The sequence below is a fragment of the Thermosynechococcus sp. PP555 genome (assembly GCF_031583225.1).
GTDB lineage: Bacteria > Cyanobacteriota > Cyanobacteriia > Thermosynechococcales > Thermosynechococcaceae > Thermosynechococcus.
On record NZ_CP134168.1, the window covers coordinates 2,434,446 to 2,450,884 of the forward strand.

A 16,439-nucleotide genomic window follows, 5' to 3' on the forward strand; every position below is an offset into this window, starting at 1 on the left:
TGAGCGAGGGTAGCTAGCTTTAACTCTCTCACTTGTTGTTTGATATGGGTTGATCAACGTTCTATCAACTGCCCTAGCCTTTGGAGACAGACGGTGGAAATTCAGCGACTAACCCTAAAAAATTTTAAGACCCACCGCGATCGCACGTTTGAGTTTCTGCCCGGTGTGAATGTCATCTGTGGCGAGAATGGTGCGGGCAAAACCAGTATTTTTGAAGCCATTGCTTGGGTTCTCTTTGATGCCACCTCGGGCTATGGCAGTGGCTTTAATAAGGCGATTATTCGCAAGGGTGCTAAACGCGCCGAAGCCACAGTTCAGTTTATCTCGGCAGCAGACGGTCGCTCCTATGTGGTACGGCGCAATACGCAAACGGGGTACGCGATTTATGACCCCCAAGTGGGAGACCTCGGTCTTTCGTTGCGTGAAGATGTGCAGGTGTGGTTGCAGGAGCACCTTGGTATCCGCAGTGCCTTTCCGCTTCGGGATCTCTTTGAGCAGATCATTGGCATTCCCCAAGGGATGATCACGGCGGATTTTCTCAAGCCACCCGCCCAGCGGCGGCAAGTTTTTGAACCGATTTTGCAAGTCAGTGACTATCGCCAAGCCTTTGACAATGCCCTTGCCCTCGTGAATTTTTCCCAAGAGCGGGTGGTGTCCCTAGAGCGGCAGTTGGCTGTGCAAAAGCAGGAACTGGCCACGCGATCGCAATATGAACAACAGGCAACCGCCTTGGCAGCGGAGCTAGAGCGCGATCGCCAGCAGTGCGAGGAATTACGCCAACAATGTCAGGCCTTAGCCACCGAAAAACAGCAATACGAAGCTGCCGTTGAAACGCTGAACCGTCTTGCGCAAACCTGTCAGCGCCTCGAAGCCCAACTGCGTCAGCAGGAGGAACTCTGTCGCGATCGCCAGCGCCAGTTGGCCGCAGCTCGCAATAGCCAAGCCCAGTGCCAGCAACTGCAATCCGACTATGATCGCTATCGGCAGCAAGAGAGCCGCTACCAAGAACTTGAGCAGCAACTACGGGGACGAGCTGCCCTTGAGCAGAACATTCGCAAGCTAGAGCAGCAGCAACAAAAGCTGGCCACCCAATTAGCTAGTATTGAAAGCCAACGCCAAGCGATCGCCACCATTGCTAGTCAACTTGCTGCCCTTGAACCCCAAATTGCTGCTGCCGACGCCCTCGATGCCGAAATTGCCCCCCTTGAGGCGCGCTACCAGCAAGCCCAGCAGGCGGATCAAGAACTGCGCCACCTCAAGCAACAAGCGGCAACGTTGCAAGCCCGCCTTGAGAAAATTGCGCAACAGGTGCAAGCCCTAGAGCAACAGCGTCCCATAGCCGCCACCTTGAGCGCTAAACAGGCAGAACGGGAGCGACTCCAAGCCCAACTCAGCCACGCCACCGCCGCCCATGCCTTTGCTGCTACCCTCGATCCCATTCTCAAGAGAGCGCAAACCCAAGCCACGGAAACGGATCCCCTTGTAGCGGCGGCGATCGCCGAACTCACTGCCGCTCAGCAATTTGCTCTAGTTCGCCCTGCCATTGAACAGGGGCTAACGGCACTCCAACAGCTGCAGGAGAACTACCGTTGGCTTTTGGATCAACTCACGGCACTGCGACAAACCCTCACAGATCCTGCCGCTATTCCTGCCCTCAACCAAACGTTAAAACAGTTAGAAACTGACATTGCCCGTGCTGCCGCCGCAGAACGATCCCTCTTGCAAGCCCAAGCCCTTGAGGAGGAACGCAGCCGTTTGGCAGCAGAGCTTAAGCAGTTGAGCGATCGCCAGCAAACCGTAGAACCCCTAAGCAAAGAACTCACTGATTTAGAACGCCGCTTGAACGAGTTACGGGAAGAACGCGCCAACCTTGGCCAACCCCATGCCCAGCGCCAACTGTTACTGGAGCAGCAGGCAGCAGCCCCCCAACTGGAAGCCGACTACGCACGTTTGGGTACCGAACAGGCCACCCTACAAGCTCGCCTCACCCCCCTTTATGAGGAACGCCAACACTATGCCACCCTTGAGGAACAGCGGCAACAGCTGAGGGATGAGCTAGCTAGACTACGTCCCAGCTATGATACCTATCTCCAACACCAGCAGCAGGCCGCCCAAGTAGAAAGCTATGAAGCGACCCTGAGAACAGCTATGCAAGCCGCCCATGAGTTAAAAGCTGCCCTTGCCAAAGCCCAAGCAGAGTACAACGCCCAAGAGCAGCGGGTGGATTTAGCCGCTCTGGAAGCCGTGCGCGATCGCTACGAAAACCTACACCGCGAGTATCAACGGCTCCTTGGTGCGATTCCTGAAAAAGAAAAGCAGTACCAAAGCTGCCTTGCCACCCTCAAGCATCTTGATGAAGTCGCCACCGAACAGGAAAAGACACTGCAAAAGCTGGTAGCGGCACAGAAACACCACTCTCTGATTGAGACGGCCCGCGAGATTTTCAAAAAGAGTGGCCCTCGCGTTAGTGAAGCCTATCTGCACACCGTTTCCAGCGAAGCCGATCGCCTGCTGCGCGAACTTCTCAACCGTCCCGATGTGGCGCTCCAGTGGACATCGGACTATGAGATTCAGGTGAATGAAGGCGGCTACTGGCGACCCTTCAAAAGCCTCTCCGGCGGTGAGCAAATGTGTGCTGCCCTTGCGGTGCGCTTAGCCTTGTTGCGGGTACTGGTCAACACCGACATTGCCTTCTTTGATGAGCCGACCACCAATATGGATCAGATGCGCCGCCAACAACTGGCCGAGAGCCTGAGCAACCTCAGAAGTTTTCATCAACTTTTTGTGATTAGCCACGATGCAACCTTTGAAGCCCTCACCGAGCACACGATCCATCTGGAGCGATCGCTCCCTTAGGCGTAGGCCGTGTGGAGAGCCCACCAAATGAGTGCCGCAATAAAGCCAAGAATCAAAACGGCAGAAATCGCGATCATCGCTGGGCTGTCGGCACCATCAAACTTCATAATGCCGCGATTAAAATCCGTGGCCATAGGAATAAACTCCAAGCACCATTGAATCCACAGTAACCAAATTAATTTTAGGCTGCTTTTTTGGCAGTGGGGTTGAGGATAACGACTTGTTACGATTTGTGGCGCTCCCTAAAAACCCTCTTAAATGTGATCAATATCACAGCAGCCCTAGGTGAAACAGGCAAAGGTAGAAGTAAGCACACAGCCTAGACCACTTGTTGAAGTGTCACGTTTTGTAACGTTGCTCCTGCCCTAACTCAAGCTGAAGGCGGGGAGGATTCAGATTTGCAGAGGGGATGATTTCTTGAGGGCTGTTGAAATACGGGGGATAGAGGTAATGAATAGCCTGCAACAGGAACGTCACGTTTTAATTTTGAATACCGTGGGTGGCCGGCGGGCGATCGCCCTTGAGGCAGCGGCCTACTCCCTTGGGCGCGATGAGAGTAATGCCATTGTTATTGACTTTGAAACGGTTTCTCGCCAGCACGCTATTCTCCTGCGGGTACCTGTCCCCGGTACCACCAGCTACCGCTATCGTTTGGTGGATGGCAATGCCAATGGTAAGCCCAGTACCAACGGCACCTTTGTCAATGGCAAGCGCATCAGTAGCCATGAATTGCAGCACGGCGATGTGATTCTCTTTGGTCGTAAAGCCAAGGCTTCCTATCTCATGCTCTCGATGGCGGATACCGAGTTCAGCCAATATCTGCAATCCATTGCCTTCCAAAGCATTAAATCCGATCTGCGGGGTGCCAAGGAAACCCTTGTGGGTATGGAGCTAAGTGGCGAACTGCGGCGAACCCCGAGCCGTGAATTGGTGGCAGCGGCAGCCACGCAGTTACATCCTGAAGCCGAATCCGCAAAAGAGACCTTGGCCAGTGAGAGCGACAGGGAGCCGCAGGGGAACAACAAAGAAACCGTCCATGAAAAAGAGAGCCAAGGCTCAAAAACCAGCCTCGTGGGTCTAGGGGCGATCGCCCTTGTGGTTGTTGCCATTATCGCAGGAGCCGTCTGGCGATCGGGCTTCTCCCCCAGTCAACCGCAGGGTACACCACCTGCCACTCAAACCGGCAACTAGCTCAACCCAGATCCTGCATTGCTTTGATAAATAGTTTCAAAGTATAAACAATTCCGTATAACAGTCGTTCCCCTGAGTGCCTTTGCTAAAATGAAAGCAATATGGAATGCGTTCTACAACTGCCTGTGGGGTTGCGATCGCTCTAAAGTCATGAGTTAAGCGGACAAACAGACAGACATTTCAAAAGCCAGTTTTAGGAGAGCTTAAATGACAAAGCGGGATCATAGCAAAGTTTATAGTGTCACACTGGTCAATGAAGCAAGAGGCTTGAATAAAACCATTCGTGTTCATGCTGACGAGTATATTCTTGATGCTGCCGAAGCCCAGGGCATTGCTTTGCCCTACTCCTGCCGCGCCGGTGCCTGCGTCAACTGTGCTGGTCGGATCATCAAAGGGACGGTGGATCAGTCGGATCACTCCTTTTTAAAGCCCAAGGAGTTGGATGCTGGATTTGTGCTGCTGTGTGCGGCCTATCCCACATCCGATTGCGTGATCTCAACCCACGAAGAAGATAACTTACTGAACTTGACTTAATCTTTTAGTTAATTTCGTCATTATTATCGCTCAAAAATTAAGTACCCCCTAGGAGCAGAACCACAAGTTTTTCTATGTGGTCTTTTATCTTTTATTAGTTATTGGCATTGCCGTCGGTGTAATACAAGGTTATTCAACGGTTACTGACTTGGCGAGGTTGCGGGGTTGATCGACATCTAAGCCACGGCGGGCAGCAATGTGATACGCCAACAGTTGCAGGGGGATCACCGTCAGGATGGGGGAGAGAAGCTCATCGACCTCGGGTACAGGTAAAAGGTTATCGAAGGTGTGCTGGGCTTCGACCCCGTCGAGGGGGGTGACACCAATGAGGCGGGCATCGCGGGCACGGGCTTCTTGGGCATTGGAGAGGACTTTCTCAAAGACACTGCCGGGCATGGCGATCGTGACCACCGGTACTTTGGCATCGAGGAGGGCGATCGGGCCATGTTTCATCTCACCGGCAGGATACCCCTCGGCATGGATATAGCTAATTTCCTTGAGTTTGAGGGCACCTTCGAGGGCAATGGGAAAGTTGATGCCGCGTCCCAAAAAGATAAAGTCTTGGGTCTCGGAAAAGTCATGGGAGAGAGCTTCAATATAGCGTTCTTGGCTTTCTAAAATTTGCTCCATCTGGGCAGGCAATTGGCGCAAGCCAGTGACGAGTTCCGCCAAGCGGGAGCGATCGCAAGACTGCCGCTGCCATGTCAATTCTAGGGTCAGCAGATAGAAGGCCATCAACTGGGCAACGAATGTTTTTGTGGCGGCTACGCCAATTTCAATACCGGCACGGGTATCAATAATGTGGGGCACCAGATGCCCAAGACTACTTTCTGGGCGATTGGTAATCCCCAGCAAACGAGGTTGGAGAGCGCCCGCGAGTCCTTGGCGGCGTTTTAGCTCCATCTCTAGAGCGGCAAGGGTATCCGCTGTTTCCCCAGACTGGGTGACACCAATGGTCAGGGTATGGGGTAGCAGGGGCGGCGGCGCGTAGCGAAACTCTGAGGCATATTGCACACTGGTGGGAATCTGGGCGATTTGCTCAAGAAGATATTTGCCCACAAGGCTGGCGTGCCAACTGGTGCCACAGGCAACAATTTGAATGTGCTGCAGATTTTCGAGGAGGCTGGGGTCTAGGTGCAACTGCACCGGGCTAAAGGAACTGTTCTCATCCCAATCGGCTCGCAAATAGTCCTCTAAACAGGTGCGCACCACCCCCGGCTGCTCATAGATTTCCTTGAGCATGTAGTGCTTAAAGCCCTGCTTCTCCACCATGACGGGGTTCCAGTTGAGGGTGCGAGGGGTTTTGCGTAGGCGATGTCCCGCAAAGTCATAGACTTCAACCCCTGTGGGCGTCAACCGAGCCAGTTCGCCATTTTCCAGCGGCAATACAGCACGGGTATAGGGAATGATCGCTGGGGTATCGGAGGCGCAGAAGAATTCCCCTTGGCCAAAACCAATCACAAGAGGAGCTTGCTGCCGGGCCACGATCAATTCATCGGGATAATCTGCACAGATAACGGCGATCGCAAACGCCCCTTCCAATTGATGCACAGCTTGACGCACCGCTTCTAGGAGGCCATTGGCGGTGGGGGTCTCAGGCAACGCTTCGGCAATCAGGTGGGGAATGACTTCTGTATCGGTTTCGGAGCGGAAAATGTGCCCCCGCGCTTGGAGTTGCTCCCGCAGTTCACGGTAGTTTTCAATGATGCCATTTTGCACCACGGCTAGGCGATCGCGGCTGTCGCGATGAGGGTGGGCATTGTGTTCCTCTGGTTTACCGTGGGTCGCCCAACGGGTGTGGCCAATGCCAACATGGGCAACAATGTCGAGCTGTTCAACTTTTTCGGCTAAGTTGTGGAGTTTGCCCTTGGCGCGCACACAGAGGAGTTCGCCCTCATTGAGGGTGGCAATGCCAGCGGAATCATAGCCCCGATATTCCAGCTTTTGCAGCCCCTGAAGCAGGACTTGGGTTGCTCGCTGTGGGCCAATATAACCAACAATGCCACACATAATTGATAGACCTCGTAAGCTGAGAGAAAGAGGAGTGCTCTAACGACGGCTGGCAAATTGCGGCAGTTCCACCTGTGACCGTTTGAGGGGGAGTCGCGAACGGGAGGCAAAGCGTTCTTTGGTGAATTCGGCTTGCCACGGTTGAATACCAATGGGTTGAATCGAACGCGGATGGGAAACTGCTGGCATGGTGATCGCGTCTAAGGGTTTCGAGGCGGTTCTGGAGGGAACCTGAACGCGGTGAATTGTCCTGTGCCAAGAGGTTTCAATCTGGCGGCGAGAATTGGCGATCGCTTGCCATTCTTGATCATCCATGTTCCAGTCTGTTTTGTGCCACTCACTCATCACCCAACACCCACACCTTAATGACATGTTATTATTCGGATTTTTATGAACTAGATTATCGGAATTTTAACAAAAGGCAAGCTTTGGGCAAAAATTGTCACAGGATGCTAGGGGGACAGCCTGTAACTCCCGTCACCTGCTGTGTTGAGCAATTACGCCAATCCGCTAGGGTCCATGCGCTTTCAGTGCAACTCAAGACACTTCACAAACTGGTACGTGCCTAGGCTGCATCTCCTCTCGCAGAATTCCTCATCCATACAGTGGGGTCGTTCATTGCCGTATCTTTTACAGCCAAGTGCCGTAGTGCCACAATACCCTAAACGGCCTATCACTGGAGATGCACAGCCATGAACCTACGGGAACTCCTGACGGCGGCAGAGATTACGCCGAGTTTTGAGCATCCTGCCCTCGATCAAGAGGTGAAGTCCCTGAGTACGAATTCTTGGGAGTGTCAGCGTGGCTCGTTGTTTATTGGCATGCCTGGCACGCGGGTGAATGGGGGCAATTTTTGGCCAAGTGCCTTGGCAGCTGGGGCGATCGCGGCTGTGGTGTCTCCGCAAGCCAAACCCCGTGAGGGAGATGCCTGTGTGATTGTGGCGCCCGATATTGAGCGTGCCTGTGGTCGGCTCGCGGCTGCTTTTTATCATTACCCCAGCCAGCATCTCAGCCTGCTAGGGGTTACGGGTACCAACGGCAAAACAACCACCACCCACTTGGTGGAACATCTCCTCAACAGTGTGGGCTATCCAACGGCACTCTTGGGAACGCTCTACAGTCGCTGGCCGGGACACTGTGAGATTGCCAGTCATACCACGCCCTTTGCGGTGACCCTTCAGGAACAATTAGCGGCAGCAGTCGCAGCGGGCTGTCGGTTTGGGGTGATGGAGGTGAGTTCCCATGCCTTGGCGCAGGATCGGGTGTGGGGCTGTCAGTTTGAGGTGGCGGCTTTTACCAACTTGACCCAAGATCATCTGGATTATCACCGCGATCTGGAGGACTATTTTGCCGCTAAGGCCAAGCTCTTTACTGCTGACTATCTCAAGGGTCGAGCAATTCTCAATGGCGATGATCCCTTTGGCCAGCGACTGGCTCAACAGTTGCCGCGCGATCGCTACTGGACCTATGGCCTCAGCGAAGATGCCGATTTTCGGGCTGAGCATCTCACCTATCGTGTCAATGGCGTGACGGGCACGGTTCATACCCCTATCGGTAGCGGCACCCTAGACTCGCCGTTGGTGGGACAGTTTAATGTGGCCAATGTGCTGGCGGCGATCGCCATGGGGGCAGCGGTAGGACTCCCCCTAGAATCGATGCTGAAGGCGATTCGTGACTTTGCGGGGGTACCGGGGCGGATGGAGCAGGTGCGCATTAGCCCAGACCAAGAGATTACGGTTCTTGTGGATTATGCCCATACCCCCGATAGCCTTGAGAACTTGTTAAAAGCTGCCCGTCCCTTTATTCCCGGTAAGCTAATCTGTGTCTTTGGTTGTGGGGGCGATCGCGATCGTACCAAGCGTCCCCAGATGGGAGCCATTGCCGCTCGCCTTGCGGATCAAGTGGTGGTGACATCCGATAACCCGCGCACCGAGGATCCCCGCCGCATTCTTGATGACATCCTTGCCGGTATCCCACCGCAAACGCCGCTGATCGTTGAGGCCGATCGCCGTCAAGCGATTCTGCAAGCCATTCTGAGGGCAGCGCCGGGTGATGGCGTGATCATTGCTGGCAAAGGTCATGAGGACTACCAAATTCTGGGCACTGAAAAAGTTCACTTCGACGATCGCGAGGAAGCCCGTACTGCCCTCGAACAGCGACGCAAACAACAACTGAATCAAGGCTAACGTGCCACAATAGGGGATTGTTGTTCCACAGCGAGCAGATTGTGATTGAGGCAGAGGTTCACCGCCAATTACGGGCATTTTTACGCAGCAGTGGCGATCGCCGGTGGCCTCACCATCTCACCTTGGCGCGGCTGGTTGCCCGTGCCCTACGGCTGCAGCGGGGGTGTTTACTTCAAGTCACTCAGCGGGCAGTGTTGCAACATCGCTATGGCCTGAGTTATCTGCTGCCGCTGCTGTTGTATCCTGAACCTGCCCTGCTCGTCGTCCCCCAAGAGCGACTGACACGACTACTGCACCAAGAAATTCCTGAACTCCTCACCTTCCTTGCGGTTGCGAAACCGATTCAGCATAGCCCGTACCCGCAGCCAGCCTTTGAGGGGGTGCTTGTAATGAGCCTCGAGGACTGGTGTCGCCACGCCACCGCCCATCCCAACGTTGTCACGATCATTGATGGCATTGAAGCCTTGCCCCAAATTGCCCAGCAGCAGATGACCTGCACCATTACCACCAGCGATTGGGAGCACCTGAAACTCGCGATTCCCAGCGCCGTTGGTGCGATTCGCCAAGTCTATGCCCAGTTGGTGCAGCACCTCTTTCAGCGGCCTCAGAATCCCTACGGCGACTATCTGCTCACCCCTACAGAACAGCAACCGCTCCTTGAACTCCTGCATCAATGGCCGCAGGCGCTGCCTCCCCAATGGTCGCAATTGCGGGACTACCTCAACCGCAGTGACACGGTGATTTGGGGACGGCGCCACCCCACGGTGGGGTACTTCAGCCTCCAAGGACACCCCCTCAGTTTCCGCGCCTATTTTAAGGATCTTTGGTCGCAAGCGCCTTTTGTCCTCATCGGCAGCGGCCCCGATACAGACTCCCCTCTAGCCTATGTGCAGCAGGAACTAGGGATTCCGCCCCAAACGACGATTAAATTTGCCAGCGATCGCCACAGTGAAGCGATTACCCTTGCGATCTCCGAAGACTTACCTCTCCCCAACACCCCGGAATTTGCCCCAGCCGTCCTGCGGCGTCTCTACGATCTCATTGGCACGATTGGCCATCGGCGGGCGGTGATCCTTGTGAGTGATGTGCCGCTGCGGGAACAGTTGGCCACCCAATTGGCTGCCCTCTACGGTTCACGGGTACAGGTGGAGACGCCAACCCTTGATACGAACACGATTTTAGTGACGGGGGAAGCCTTTTGGCTGCGTCATGGGGCGCAGTTGCCTTGCCCGGCGCTGTTTGTCTTGACCACACTGCCCTTGCCCTCGCCGGAAAAAGCGGTGGTAAGTGCCCGCATTGAATGGCACAAGCAGCAAAAACAGGATTGGTTTCGCCAGTATCTCTTGCCAGAGTGCTTGACGATATTGGATCGCGCCCTTGCCCCTGTGCGTCAGGATGAAACGTTGGTGGCGATTTTGGATCGGCGGCTCACGGAGCGCAGCTATGGCCGGGAAATTCTCCAGAGTCTCAGTCCCTACAACCGCGTTAGCGATCGCGCCCGATCACGGCGTTGAGCTTGCCACTGCGAAAGCCCTCCAGATCCAAGGTGACATAGGTAAAGCCAAGGGACTGAAAGTGGTTCACCAGCTTCTCCAGATCCGTCATCGTCACAAAGTGGGCAATCTGCGCTTGGGGCACCTCAATGCGCGCCGTATCGCCATGACTGCGGACGCGGCACAGTTCCCAGCCCTGCTTGCGCAGGTAGTATTCGGCATGGCCCACCCGTTGCAGCTTGGCAAGGGTAATTTCCTCACCGTAGGGAAAGCGCGAACTCAGGCAGGGTTGAGCAGGTTTATTCCACCACGGCAGACCCAAGGATTTGGCAATTTCGCGCACCTCTAGCTTGGTAATCCCCACCTCGGCAAGGGGCGATCGCACCCCCCGCTCTTTGGCCGCAGCAATGCCGGGGCGATAGTCTTGGAGGTCATCAGCATTTACACCATCGAGAATGTAGTCATAGCCCCACGCCTGTGCCAGTTCCCGCAGGCGATCGTGGAGTTCACTTTTGCAGAAATAACAGCGATTCACCGGGTTCGTGGCGTAGTTGGGATTGTCCAGTTCATGGGTTTCAATGAGTTCATGGCGAATGCCGATGGCCGCCGCCTGAATGCGGGCATCCTCTAGATCCGCTGGAAAGAGCGAGGGGGACACCGCCGTGACTGCCACCGCGCGATCGCCCAAGACATCCTGAGCAACTTTGGCCACAAGCGTACTATCAATGCCGCCAGAGTAGGCAATCAAGGCTTGATCGAGTTCGCCAATGAGATCCCGTAAGGCCGCTAGTTTGTCCACGCCCATCACCGACCAATGTTCCGAGAATTCTGCTCCTACAGTGTAGCTTAGGGATAGACGCAGCAAGCTCAAGCGCCCATTAAGCAAATGCTGCGAGTGCTCCCCCCTGCTCTACAATAAAATCACGAACTAATAACCGCTGATTGCTCGGGAGAACCTATGGGAATTTTCAATGGCATTATTGAGTTTCTTAGCAATATCAACTTTGAAGTGATTGCCCAACTGACCATGATTGCCATGATTGGCATTGCAGGGCCGGCAATTATCTTCCTATTGGCTGTGCGGCGCGGCAATTTGTAGGCCATTGTTTTGCCAAGAATTAGGAAGTCTCCCACCTTTGCGCTAGCCGTGCCAAATCCTTAGCTTGCAGCTGATACCAGCGTTGCAATCGTGTTAGTTCTGCGGTAATGCTCAGGGTGGGAGTAAATCCTTCACAGCCATAGCCCAAATGGCGCAGGATCGCTACAAGCGTACAGGGAGCAATCCAATAGGTTTGACTCAAGGCTAAAAGATTCACCTTAGTCTGTTCTTTGAGGTCATTTTGAATTGAGAGGATGAGGGTTGTCAGCGGAGCGATCGCCGGTCGTTGGCACCCTACATAGACCATTTCTGGTTGGGCAATGGCCAAGAGCCAACGCAAGTGGGTGGCAGAGGGCGGCAGTGACCAGAGAATGAGGGTGCGACAGCGATCGCGGGGGCGATCGTAGTGAATGGCTGCTGTGGTTAAGTTCGGGGGAACCTCAGGGCGGCCATAGCCATAGAGCAAGACATTGTCCCGCAACTGCGGCAGGAGCGTTGTCAAAGGCGGTAGGGGTTGCCAATGGGGAAGCGGGTGACTGGGCGGATTAGGGACGTACCACGCCAGTGAGGGTTTGACCCCCTTGAGTTCGAGTTCCAACTGGGTTTCGCCATTCCAAGTGTGGGCTGTGAGGTGATAGGCAATATCGACCGTGGTGGGCAACGGAAAAAATTGTCCCCAGCGCCAAGCCTTAGCGGTCATCTGCTGCCCATTCTGCTCTAGGGTGAGTTGCAGATGTTCCCGCTGCTGACCCATGGGTGCTTGTTCGAGAATCTTGACCCCGCGACTACAGAAAATTGGCTGCGGATTCTCACTGCCAAAGGGTTGCAGTTGCTCCACTTGGGTATAGAAGTCCCACGTCAGCTGCTCAAAGGAGACTTCGGCATCAAGGGTAACAAGGGGACGCAGATCCTCTGGTTTGAGACAGGTTTGGGCAAAGGCTCGCAGGCGATCGCGCCAAGTCGCTAAATGCTCTGCCCGTAGGCTAAACCCCCCGGCTGCCCTATGACCGCCATATTTCAAGAGCAGATCCTTGGTCGCTTCAAGGGCCTCAAAGACATGGAATTCGGGAATGCTGCGAATTGAGCCGCGAATGGTTGTCTCATCTTCATAGGTGCCAATAAACACCGGTACGCCGTAGCGCTCCACGAGCCGCGAGGCAACAATGCCAATGACCCCATGGTGCCAGTCGGGCTGGACGATCACTAAGACCCACTCCTGTTGGGGATCAAAGCCCGTCTCTTCAAGGTGGGCGATCGCCTGTCTCTCAATCTCAGCACAGAGTTCCTGACGGCGACGGTTGGTTTCCTCACACAGGGCTGCCAGTTCCTGAGCACGCTGCGGATCCTCGGTGGTCAGCAGGTCAATCACCACTTGGGGATCACCAATGCGGCCAATGGCATTGATGCGTGGTCCCAGCCGAAACCCTACCGCTGTGGGCTTGAGGGCGGTATTCTGGGCTGGCAAACAACCCGCCATCTGCATCAGCGCTTGCACCCCCACAAGAGAAGAGGTGGGAATTGTTTGTAACCCCTGCTTGACCCAGCGGCGATTCACCCCCATCAAGGGCGCCAAATCCGCGATCGTGCCTAGGGTACACAGTTCCCGCAAAGGCCGCACCAGTTCCCGCCAGTTGCCCAGTCGCTGTGCTAGGGACAGAGCAAGGATATAGGCCATCCCCACCCCAGCGAGGGTATGGTAAGGGGATGTTGGCGGCACCAGTTTCGGATTGAGAATGGCATGGGCAGGGGGCAGTTGCTCCGGCACATCGTGGTGATCCGTCACAATCACCGTCAGCCCCAGTTCCCGTGCCTTGAGAATGGGCTGGTGGGCAGCAATGCCGTTGTCCACGGTGAGAATCAGTTTCACACCGCGCTCGTAGCAGTCTTGAACAATCCGCTCATTAATGCCGTAGCCTTCCTGCATGCGGGAGGGAATTTCATAGTCAATGTCGGCTCCCAAATGGCGCAGCGCACGCAACAGCAGAGCGGTACTGGTCATGCCATCAGCATCGTAATCGCCACAAATGGTCATTTTGTCACCGCGGGCGATCGCCTGCTGCAGGAGTTCCACTGCCAGATCAAGGTCGGGAAAGACCGTTTGCGGTGGCGGTAGCGCTAGAGTTTCCGGCTCGAGAAAGGCCTGTACCGCTTCTGGAGTCGTCAGACCCCGCCGCAGATAAATTTCCGCTAGTGATGCGGGGCAACCCAAGGCCTGCCTCAAGGCGTCACAAGACTCGAGATCAATGGGTGGCAAGAGCCAACGTTGCTGGGGAAGGGCACCCATAATGCGGCGGGGGGAGATAGGCAAAGCGATAACCCCAATGCTAACTTGAGCGTGGCTTCGGTTGACAGACCGAAAAAATAGAATAATAATCGTTACCATTCTCATTTAGCCTTGGTGAATTCCCGAGGCCGTGTCTTGGTGTGAGGTAAGGAGGTCAGTGATGGAAAAATCCCTAACAACGGTTATGGTGGCTGCCATTCACCTTGCACTACTCAGTCCAGCCGCTGTTGCTGAACCTAGGATGCCCGCTCCCGCCAGCATCGGACAGGTGACCTCTGTCTCCCAACTGTCTGACGTGCGCCCCACCGATTGGGCCTATCAAGCCCTTGCGTCCCTTGTGGAAAAGTACGGCTGTATTGCTGGCTATCCCGATGGCACCTTTCGGGGCAACCGTGCCCTGACGCGGTTTGAAATGGCGGCTGCTTTGAATGCCTGCTTGGATGTGATTAGCGATCGCTTTGCCACCAAGGAAGATTTAGCCACCTTGCAACGGCTTAGGGAGGAGTTTGCCGCCGAACTGGCCACCCTACGCGGACGGGTGGACAACCTCGAAGCCCGTACTGCTACTCTGGAGGCCACGCAATTTTCAACAACCACCAAGCTCTCTGTGGATGCCGTGATGGCCTTTCAAGCCGGTGGCAATACTCGCCAAGTCGTTGACCCCATCTCTGGGAATACGTTCACTGGGGGCAGCTACAATCCGACGGTGATTAGCAAGGTGGAGATTAACCTCAATACCAGTTTTCGCGGTACGGATTTACTGACCACGACCCTCGAAGTGGGTAACAACGGGTTAGATACGTTTGGGGCAACGGGGATTGGTACTGACGGCTTGATTGCCGGTGGCGCTGCCGATTACAGTGGCGTTGGCGCAAATGTGGAATTATCTCGACTGTTCTACAGCTTCAAGCCCACAGAGGATTTAACGATTGGTGTTGGGCCGCAATTTTATCCCAGTGATATTGTGGATACCAATAGCTATGCCAACGATTCTTTCACGGATTTTAGTTCCAATTTCTTTATCAACAACCCGCTGATTGTGCCCTACGCCGTCAATGATCCCGGTGGGGCGGGTGTCAGTATTGAATGGAATCCGGGAGGCGGATTCTTCACACTGCGCGGTGTTTATGTGGCCGCTGCAGCGGGAGCACCGACGGGTATCCCTACGGGAGGAGGTCTTTTTGGCGATCCCTATCAGGGAACCGTGGAACTGGAGTTTGCCCGTGCCTTTGGTGCCAATGAACGGAACAACTTTGCGGTGCGCCTGCAATATACCAACTCCTCAACCCTGAATATTTCCCAGAATGCCGGCGGTGTCAATGTGGAACTCACCCTCGGTAAGTTTGGCCTCTTTGGCCGCTATGCTTACTCCGATATGAAACTCTATGGCGATGGAGCAACGATTAATGGCTTGGGGCCATTTACTGTGGATCCGGGGGTCTTTGTCATTCCCGCTGGTGGCCAAGTGAAGACCACTGCGCAAACATGGATGGCGGGTTTGGCCTATCGGGACTTGTTGGCGGAAGGATCATTGCTAGCAGCGGCGCTGGGTCAGCCCTTTATTAACTCGTTGGCATCACAACCCGGGATCAATGATGCTACCCAAACCAACTATGAACTCTTTTTCCGCTATCCCCTCAGCGACAATATCTCAATTACGCCTGTGTTTATGGCAATCACCAATGCCAACAATAGCGCTACCAATAGCCCCATTTTCCAAGGGTTGATCCGCACCACGTTTAGTTTCTAAATCAGACACGCCCTAAAGGCTTGGCGGAGCTGGTGCTCATCAAGGTTACGGCCAATAAAGATGAGTTCATTGCGCTGATGGCCAAGGGGGCGATCGAGGGGACGACCATCAAAGAGCATATGCACCCCCTGAAAAACAAAGGGCTGGGGCTGCTCCGCGAGGTGCAAAATCCCCTTCATGCGGAAAATATCGGGGCCTTGGGTTTGCAGCAACTGGCTCAGCCACGTTTGCAGCTTAGCGCCATCCAATTTGCCCTCAGCAACAATGGCCACAGAACCCACAGATTCATCGTGTTCATGGTGATCTGCGCCAAGAAAGTCTGGGTCGAGTTCGAGGGCTCGCTCAAGGTCAAAGCCCCCCACATCGAGGATGTGCTCCATGGGGATGGCGGCCTGCTGGGTGCAATACACTTTGGCCAAGGGGTTCATGGCATGAATGCGATCGCGCAACTGGGCGAGGTCTGCTTCGCTCACCAAATCCGTCTTATTGAGCAAAATCACATCGGCAAAGGCAATTTGCTCTTGGGCTTCGTCCGCTTGCCAGTGGTAGTGAATGTGCTTGGCATCCACCACGGTAATCACGGCATCTAGGTGAGTTTGGCTGCGGATGTCCTCATCCATGAAGAAGGTTTGAATGACGGGTGCGGGATCGGCAAGCCCCGTGGTTTCAATAACAAGGTGATCAAACTTGTGCCGCCGCTTCATCAGGTTGCCAATGATACGGATCAAGTCGCCGCGCACCGTACAGCAAATGCAGCCATTATTCATCTCGAAAATTTCTTCATCGGTATTGACCACCAGTTGATGATCAATGCCCACTTCGCCAAACTCGTTGACAATCACAGCGACCTTCTTGCCGTGTTCGTGGGTGAGAATGCGATTGAGGAGTGTGGTTTTACCGGCACCCAAGTAGCCAGTGAGCACTGTAACGGGAACGGTCATAGGCTGGACAACAGCTAGAGACTCTTTGAGCCTATCAAATATCCGTTACAGTCGTTGTGAAAAGGGCTGTAGGATAAAAAAATGCACAACTACGG

The 16,439-nt window shown here is 54.6% G+C and carries 13 protein-coding genes; 7 read left to right on the forward strand and 6 right to left on the reverse strand.

The features are described 5' to 3' along the window. Positions 1 to 93 precede the first annotated feature (93 nt). Positions 94 to 2,856 carry an SMC family ATPase gene (locus tag RHH27_RS11985; RefSeq protein ID WP_302678372.1) on the forward strand — a complete coding sequence of 921 codons (2,763 nt, stop codon included), beginning with the start codon at positions 94 to 96 and terminating at the stop codon, positions 2,854 to 2,856. Here the strand turns inward: RHH27_RS11985 and RHH27_RS11990 are convergent. Then, positions 2,853 to 2,990: a hypothetical protein gene (locus RHH27_RS11990; protein WP_024125599.1), complete on the reverse strand. Its 138-nt coding sequence runs from the start codon at positions 2,988 to 2,990 to the stop codon at positions 2,853 to 2,855. The genes RHH27_RS11985 and RHH27_RS11990 overlap by 4 nt on opposite strands. A gap of 316 nt (positions 2,991 to 3,306) precedes the next feature. Between RHH27_RS11990 and RHH27_RS11995 the strand changes: the two genes are divergently transcribed. Together RHH27_RS11995 and RHH27_RS12000 are read left to right on the forward strand one after the other, a co-directional pair. Continuing rightward, complete coding sequence (locus RHH27_RS11995) at positions 3,307 to 4,047, forward strand: FHA domain-containing protein (RefSeq protein WP_206200322.1); 741 nt, start codon at positions 3,307 to 3,309, stop codon at positions 4,045 to 4,047. Between the two features lie 207 nt (positions 4,048 to 4,254). Further along, complete coding sequence (locus RHH27_RS12000; protein WP_206200323.1) at positions 4,255 to 4,581, forward strand: 2Fe-2S iron-sulfur cluster-binding protein; 327 nt, start codon at positions 4,255 to 4,257, stop codon at positions 4,579 to 4,581. Positions 4,582 to 4,710: 129 nt separating this feature from the next. Here the strand turns inward: RHH27_RS12000 and glmS are convergent, their stop codons facing one another. Beyond that, complete coding sequence (glmS, locus tag RHH27_RS12005; protein WP_302678373.1) at positions 4,711 to 6,591, reverse strand: glutamine--fructose-6-phosphate transaminase (isomerizing); 1,881 nt, start codon at positions 6,589 to 6,591, stop codon at positions 4,711 to 4,713. A 39-nt stretch (positions 6,592 to 6,630) separates the two neighbouring features. Then, a complete protein-coding gene (locus tag RHH27_RS12010) occupies positions 6,631 to 6,936 on the reverse strand; it encodes a hypothetical protein (RefSeq protein WP_302678374.1) in 306 nt (101 codons plus the stop codon). A 347-nt stretch (positions 6,937 to 7,283) separates the two neighbouring features. On the opposite strand from RHH27_RS12010, the gene RHH27_RS12015 reads away from it, so the two are divergent. Both RHH27_RS12015 and RHH27_RS12020 read left to right on the forward strand, forming a co-directional pair. After that, positions 7,284 to 8,777: a UDP-N-acetylmuramoyl-L-alanyl-D-glutamate--2,6-diaminopimelate ligase gene (locus RHH27_RS12015; RefSeq protein ID WP_302678375.1), complete on the forward strand. Its 1,494-nt coding sequence runs from the start codon at positions 7,284 to 7,286 to the stop codon at positions 8,775 to 8,777. Between the two features lie 20 nt (positions 8,778 to 8,797). After that, the gene (locus tag RHH27_RS12020) at positions 8,798 to 10,291 is read left to right on the forward strand and encodes a helicase C-terminal domain-containing protein (protein WP_310745003.1); all 1,494 of its coding nucleotides are present in this window, start codon (positions 8,798 to 8,800) and stop codon (positions 10,289 to 10,291) included. On the opposite strand, the gene larE is transcribed toward RHH27_RS12020, so the two are convergent. After that, positions 10,263 to 11,075, reverse strand: a complete 813-nt coding sequence (gene larE, locus RHH27_RS12025) for an ATP-dependent sacrificial sulfur transferase LarE (RefSeq protein WP_302679171.1) — start codon at positions 11,073 to 11,075, stop codon at positions 10,263 to 10,265. The genes RHH27_RS12020 and larE overlap by 29 nt on opposite strands. Positions 11,076 to 11,228: 153 nt before the next feature. On the opposite strand from larE, the gene psb30 reads away from it, so the two are divergent. Continuing rightward, complete coding sequence (gene psb30, locus RHH27_RS12030; RefSeq protein WP_149819710.1) at positions 11,229 to 11,369, forward strand: photosystem II reaction center protein Ycf12/Psb30; 141 nt, start codon at positions 11,229 to 11,231, stop codon at positions 11,367 to 11,369. A gap of 19 nt (positions 11,370 to 11,388) precedes the next feature. Here psb30 and recJ read toward each other — a convergent pair whose 3' ends face one another. Continuing rightward, on the reverse strand, positions 11,389 to 13,677 hold the full coding sequence (gene recJ, locus RHH27_RS12035; protein ID WP_310742746.1) for a single-stranded-DNA-specific exonuclease RecJ: 2,289 nt from the start codon (positions 13,675 to 13,677) through the stop codon (positions 11,389 to 11,391). 136 nt (positions 13,678 to 13,813) lie between these two features. On the opposite strand from recJ, the gene RHH27_RS12040 reads away from it, so the two are divergent. Continuing rightward, entirely contained in the window at positions 13,814 to 15,403 is a 1,590-nt protein-coding gene (locus tag RHH27_RS12040) for an iron uptake porin (protein ID WP_302678378.1), read from the forward strand. Here RHH27_RS12040 and RHH27_RS12045 read toward each other — a convergent pair. Continuing rightward, positions 15,400 to 16,344 carry a GTP-binding protein gene (locus RHH27_RS12045; RefSeq protein WP_302678379.1) on the reverse strand — a complete coding sequence of 315 codons (945 nt, stop codon included), beginning with the start codon at positions 16,342 to 16,344 and terminating at the stop codon, positions 15,400 to 15,402. The genes RHH27_RS12040 and RHH27_RS12045 overlap by 4 nt on opposite strands. Positions 16,345 to 16,439 lie beyond the last annotated feature (95 nt).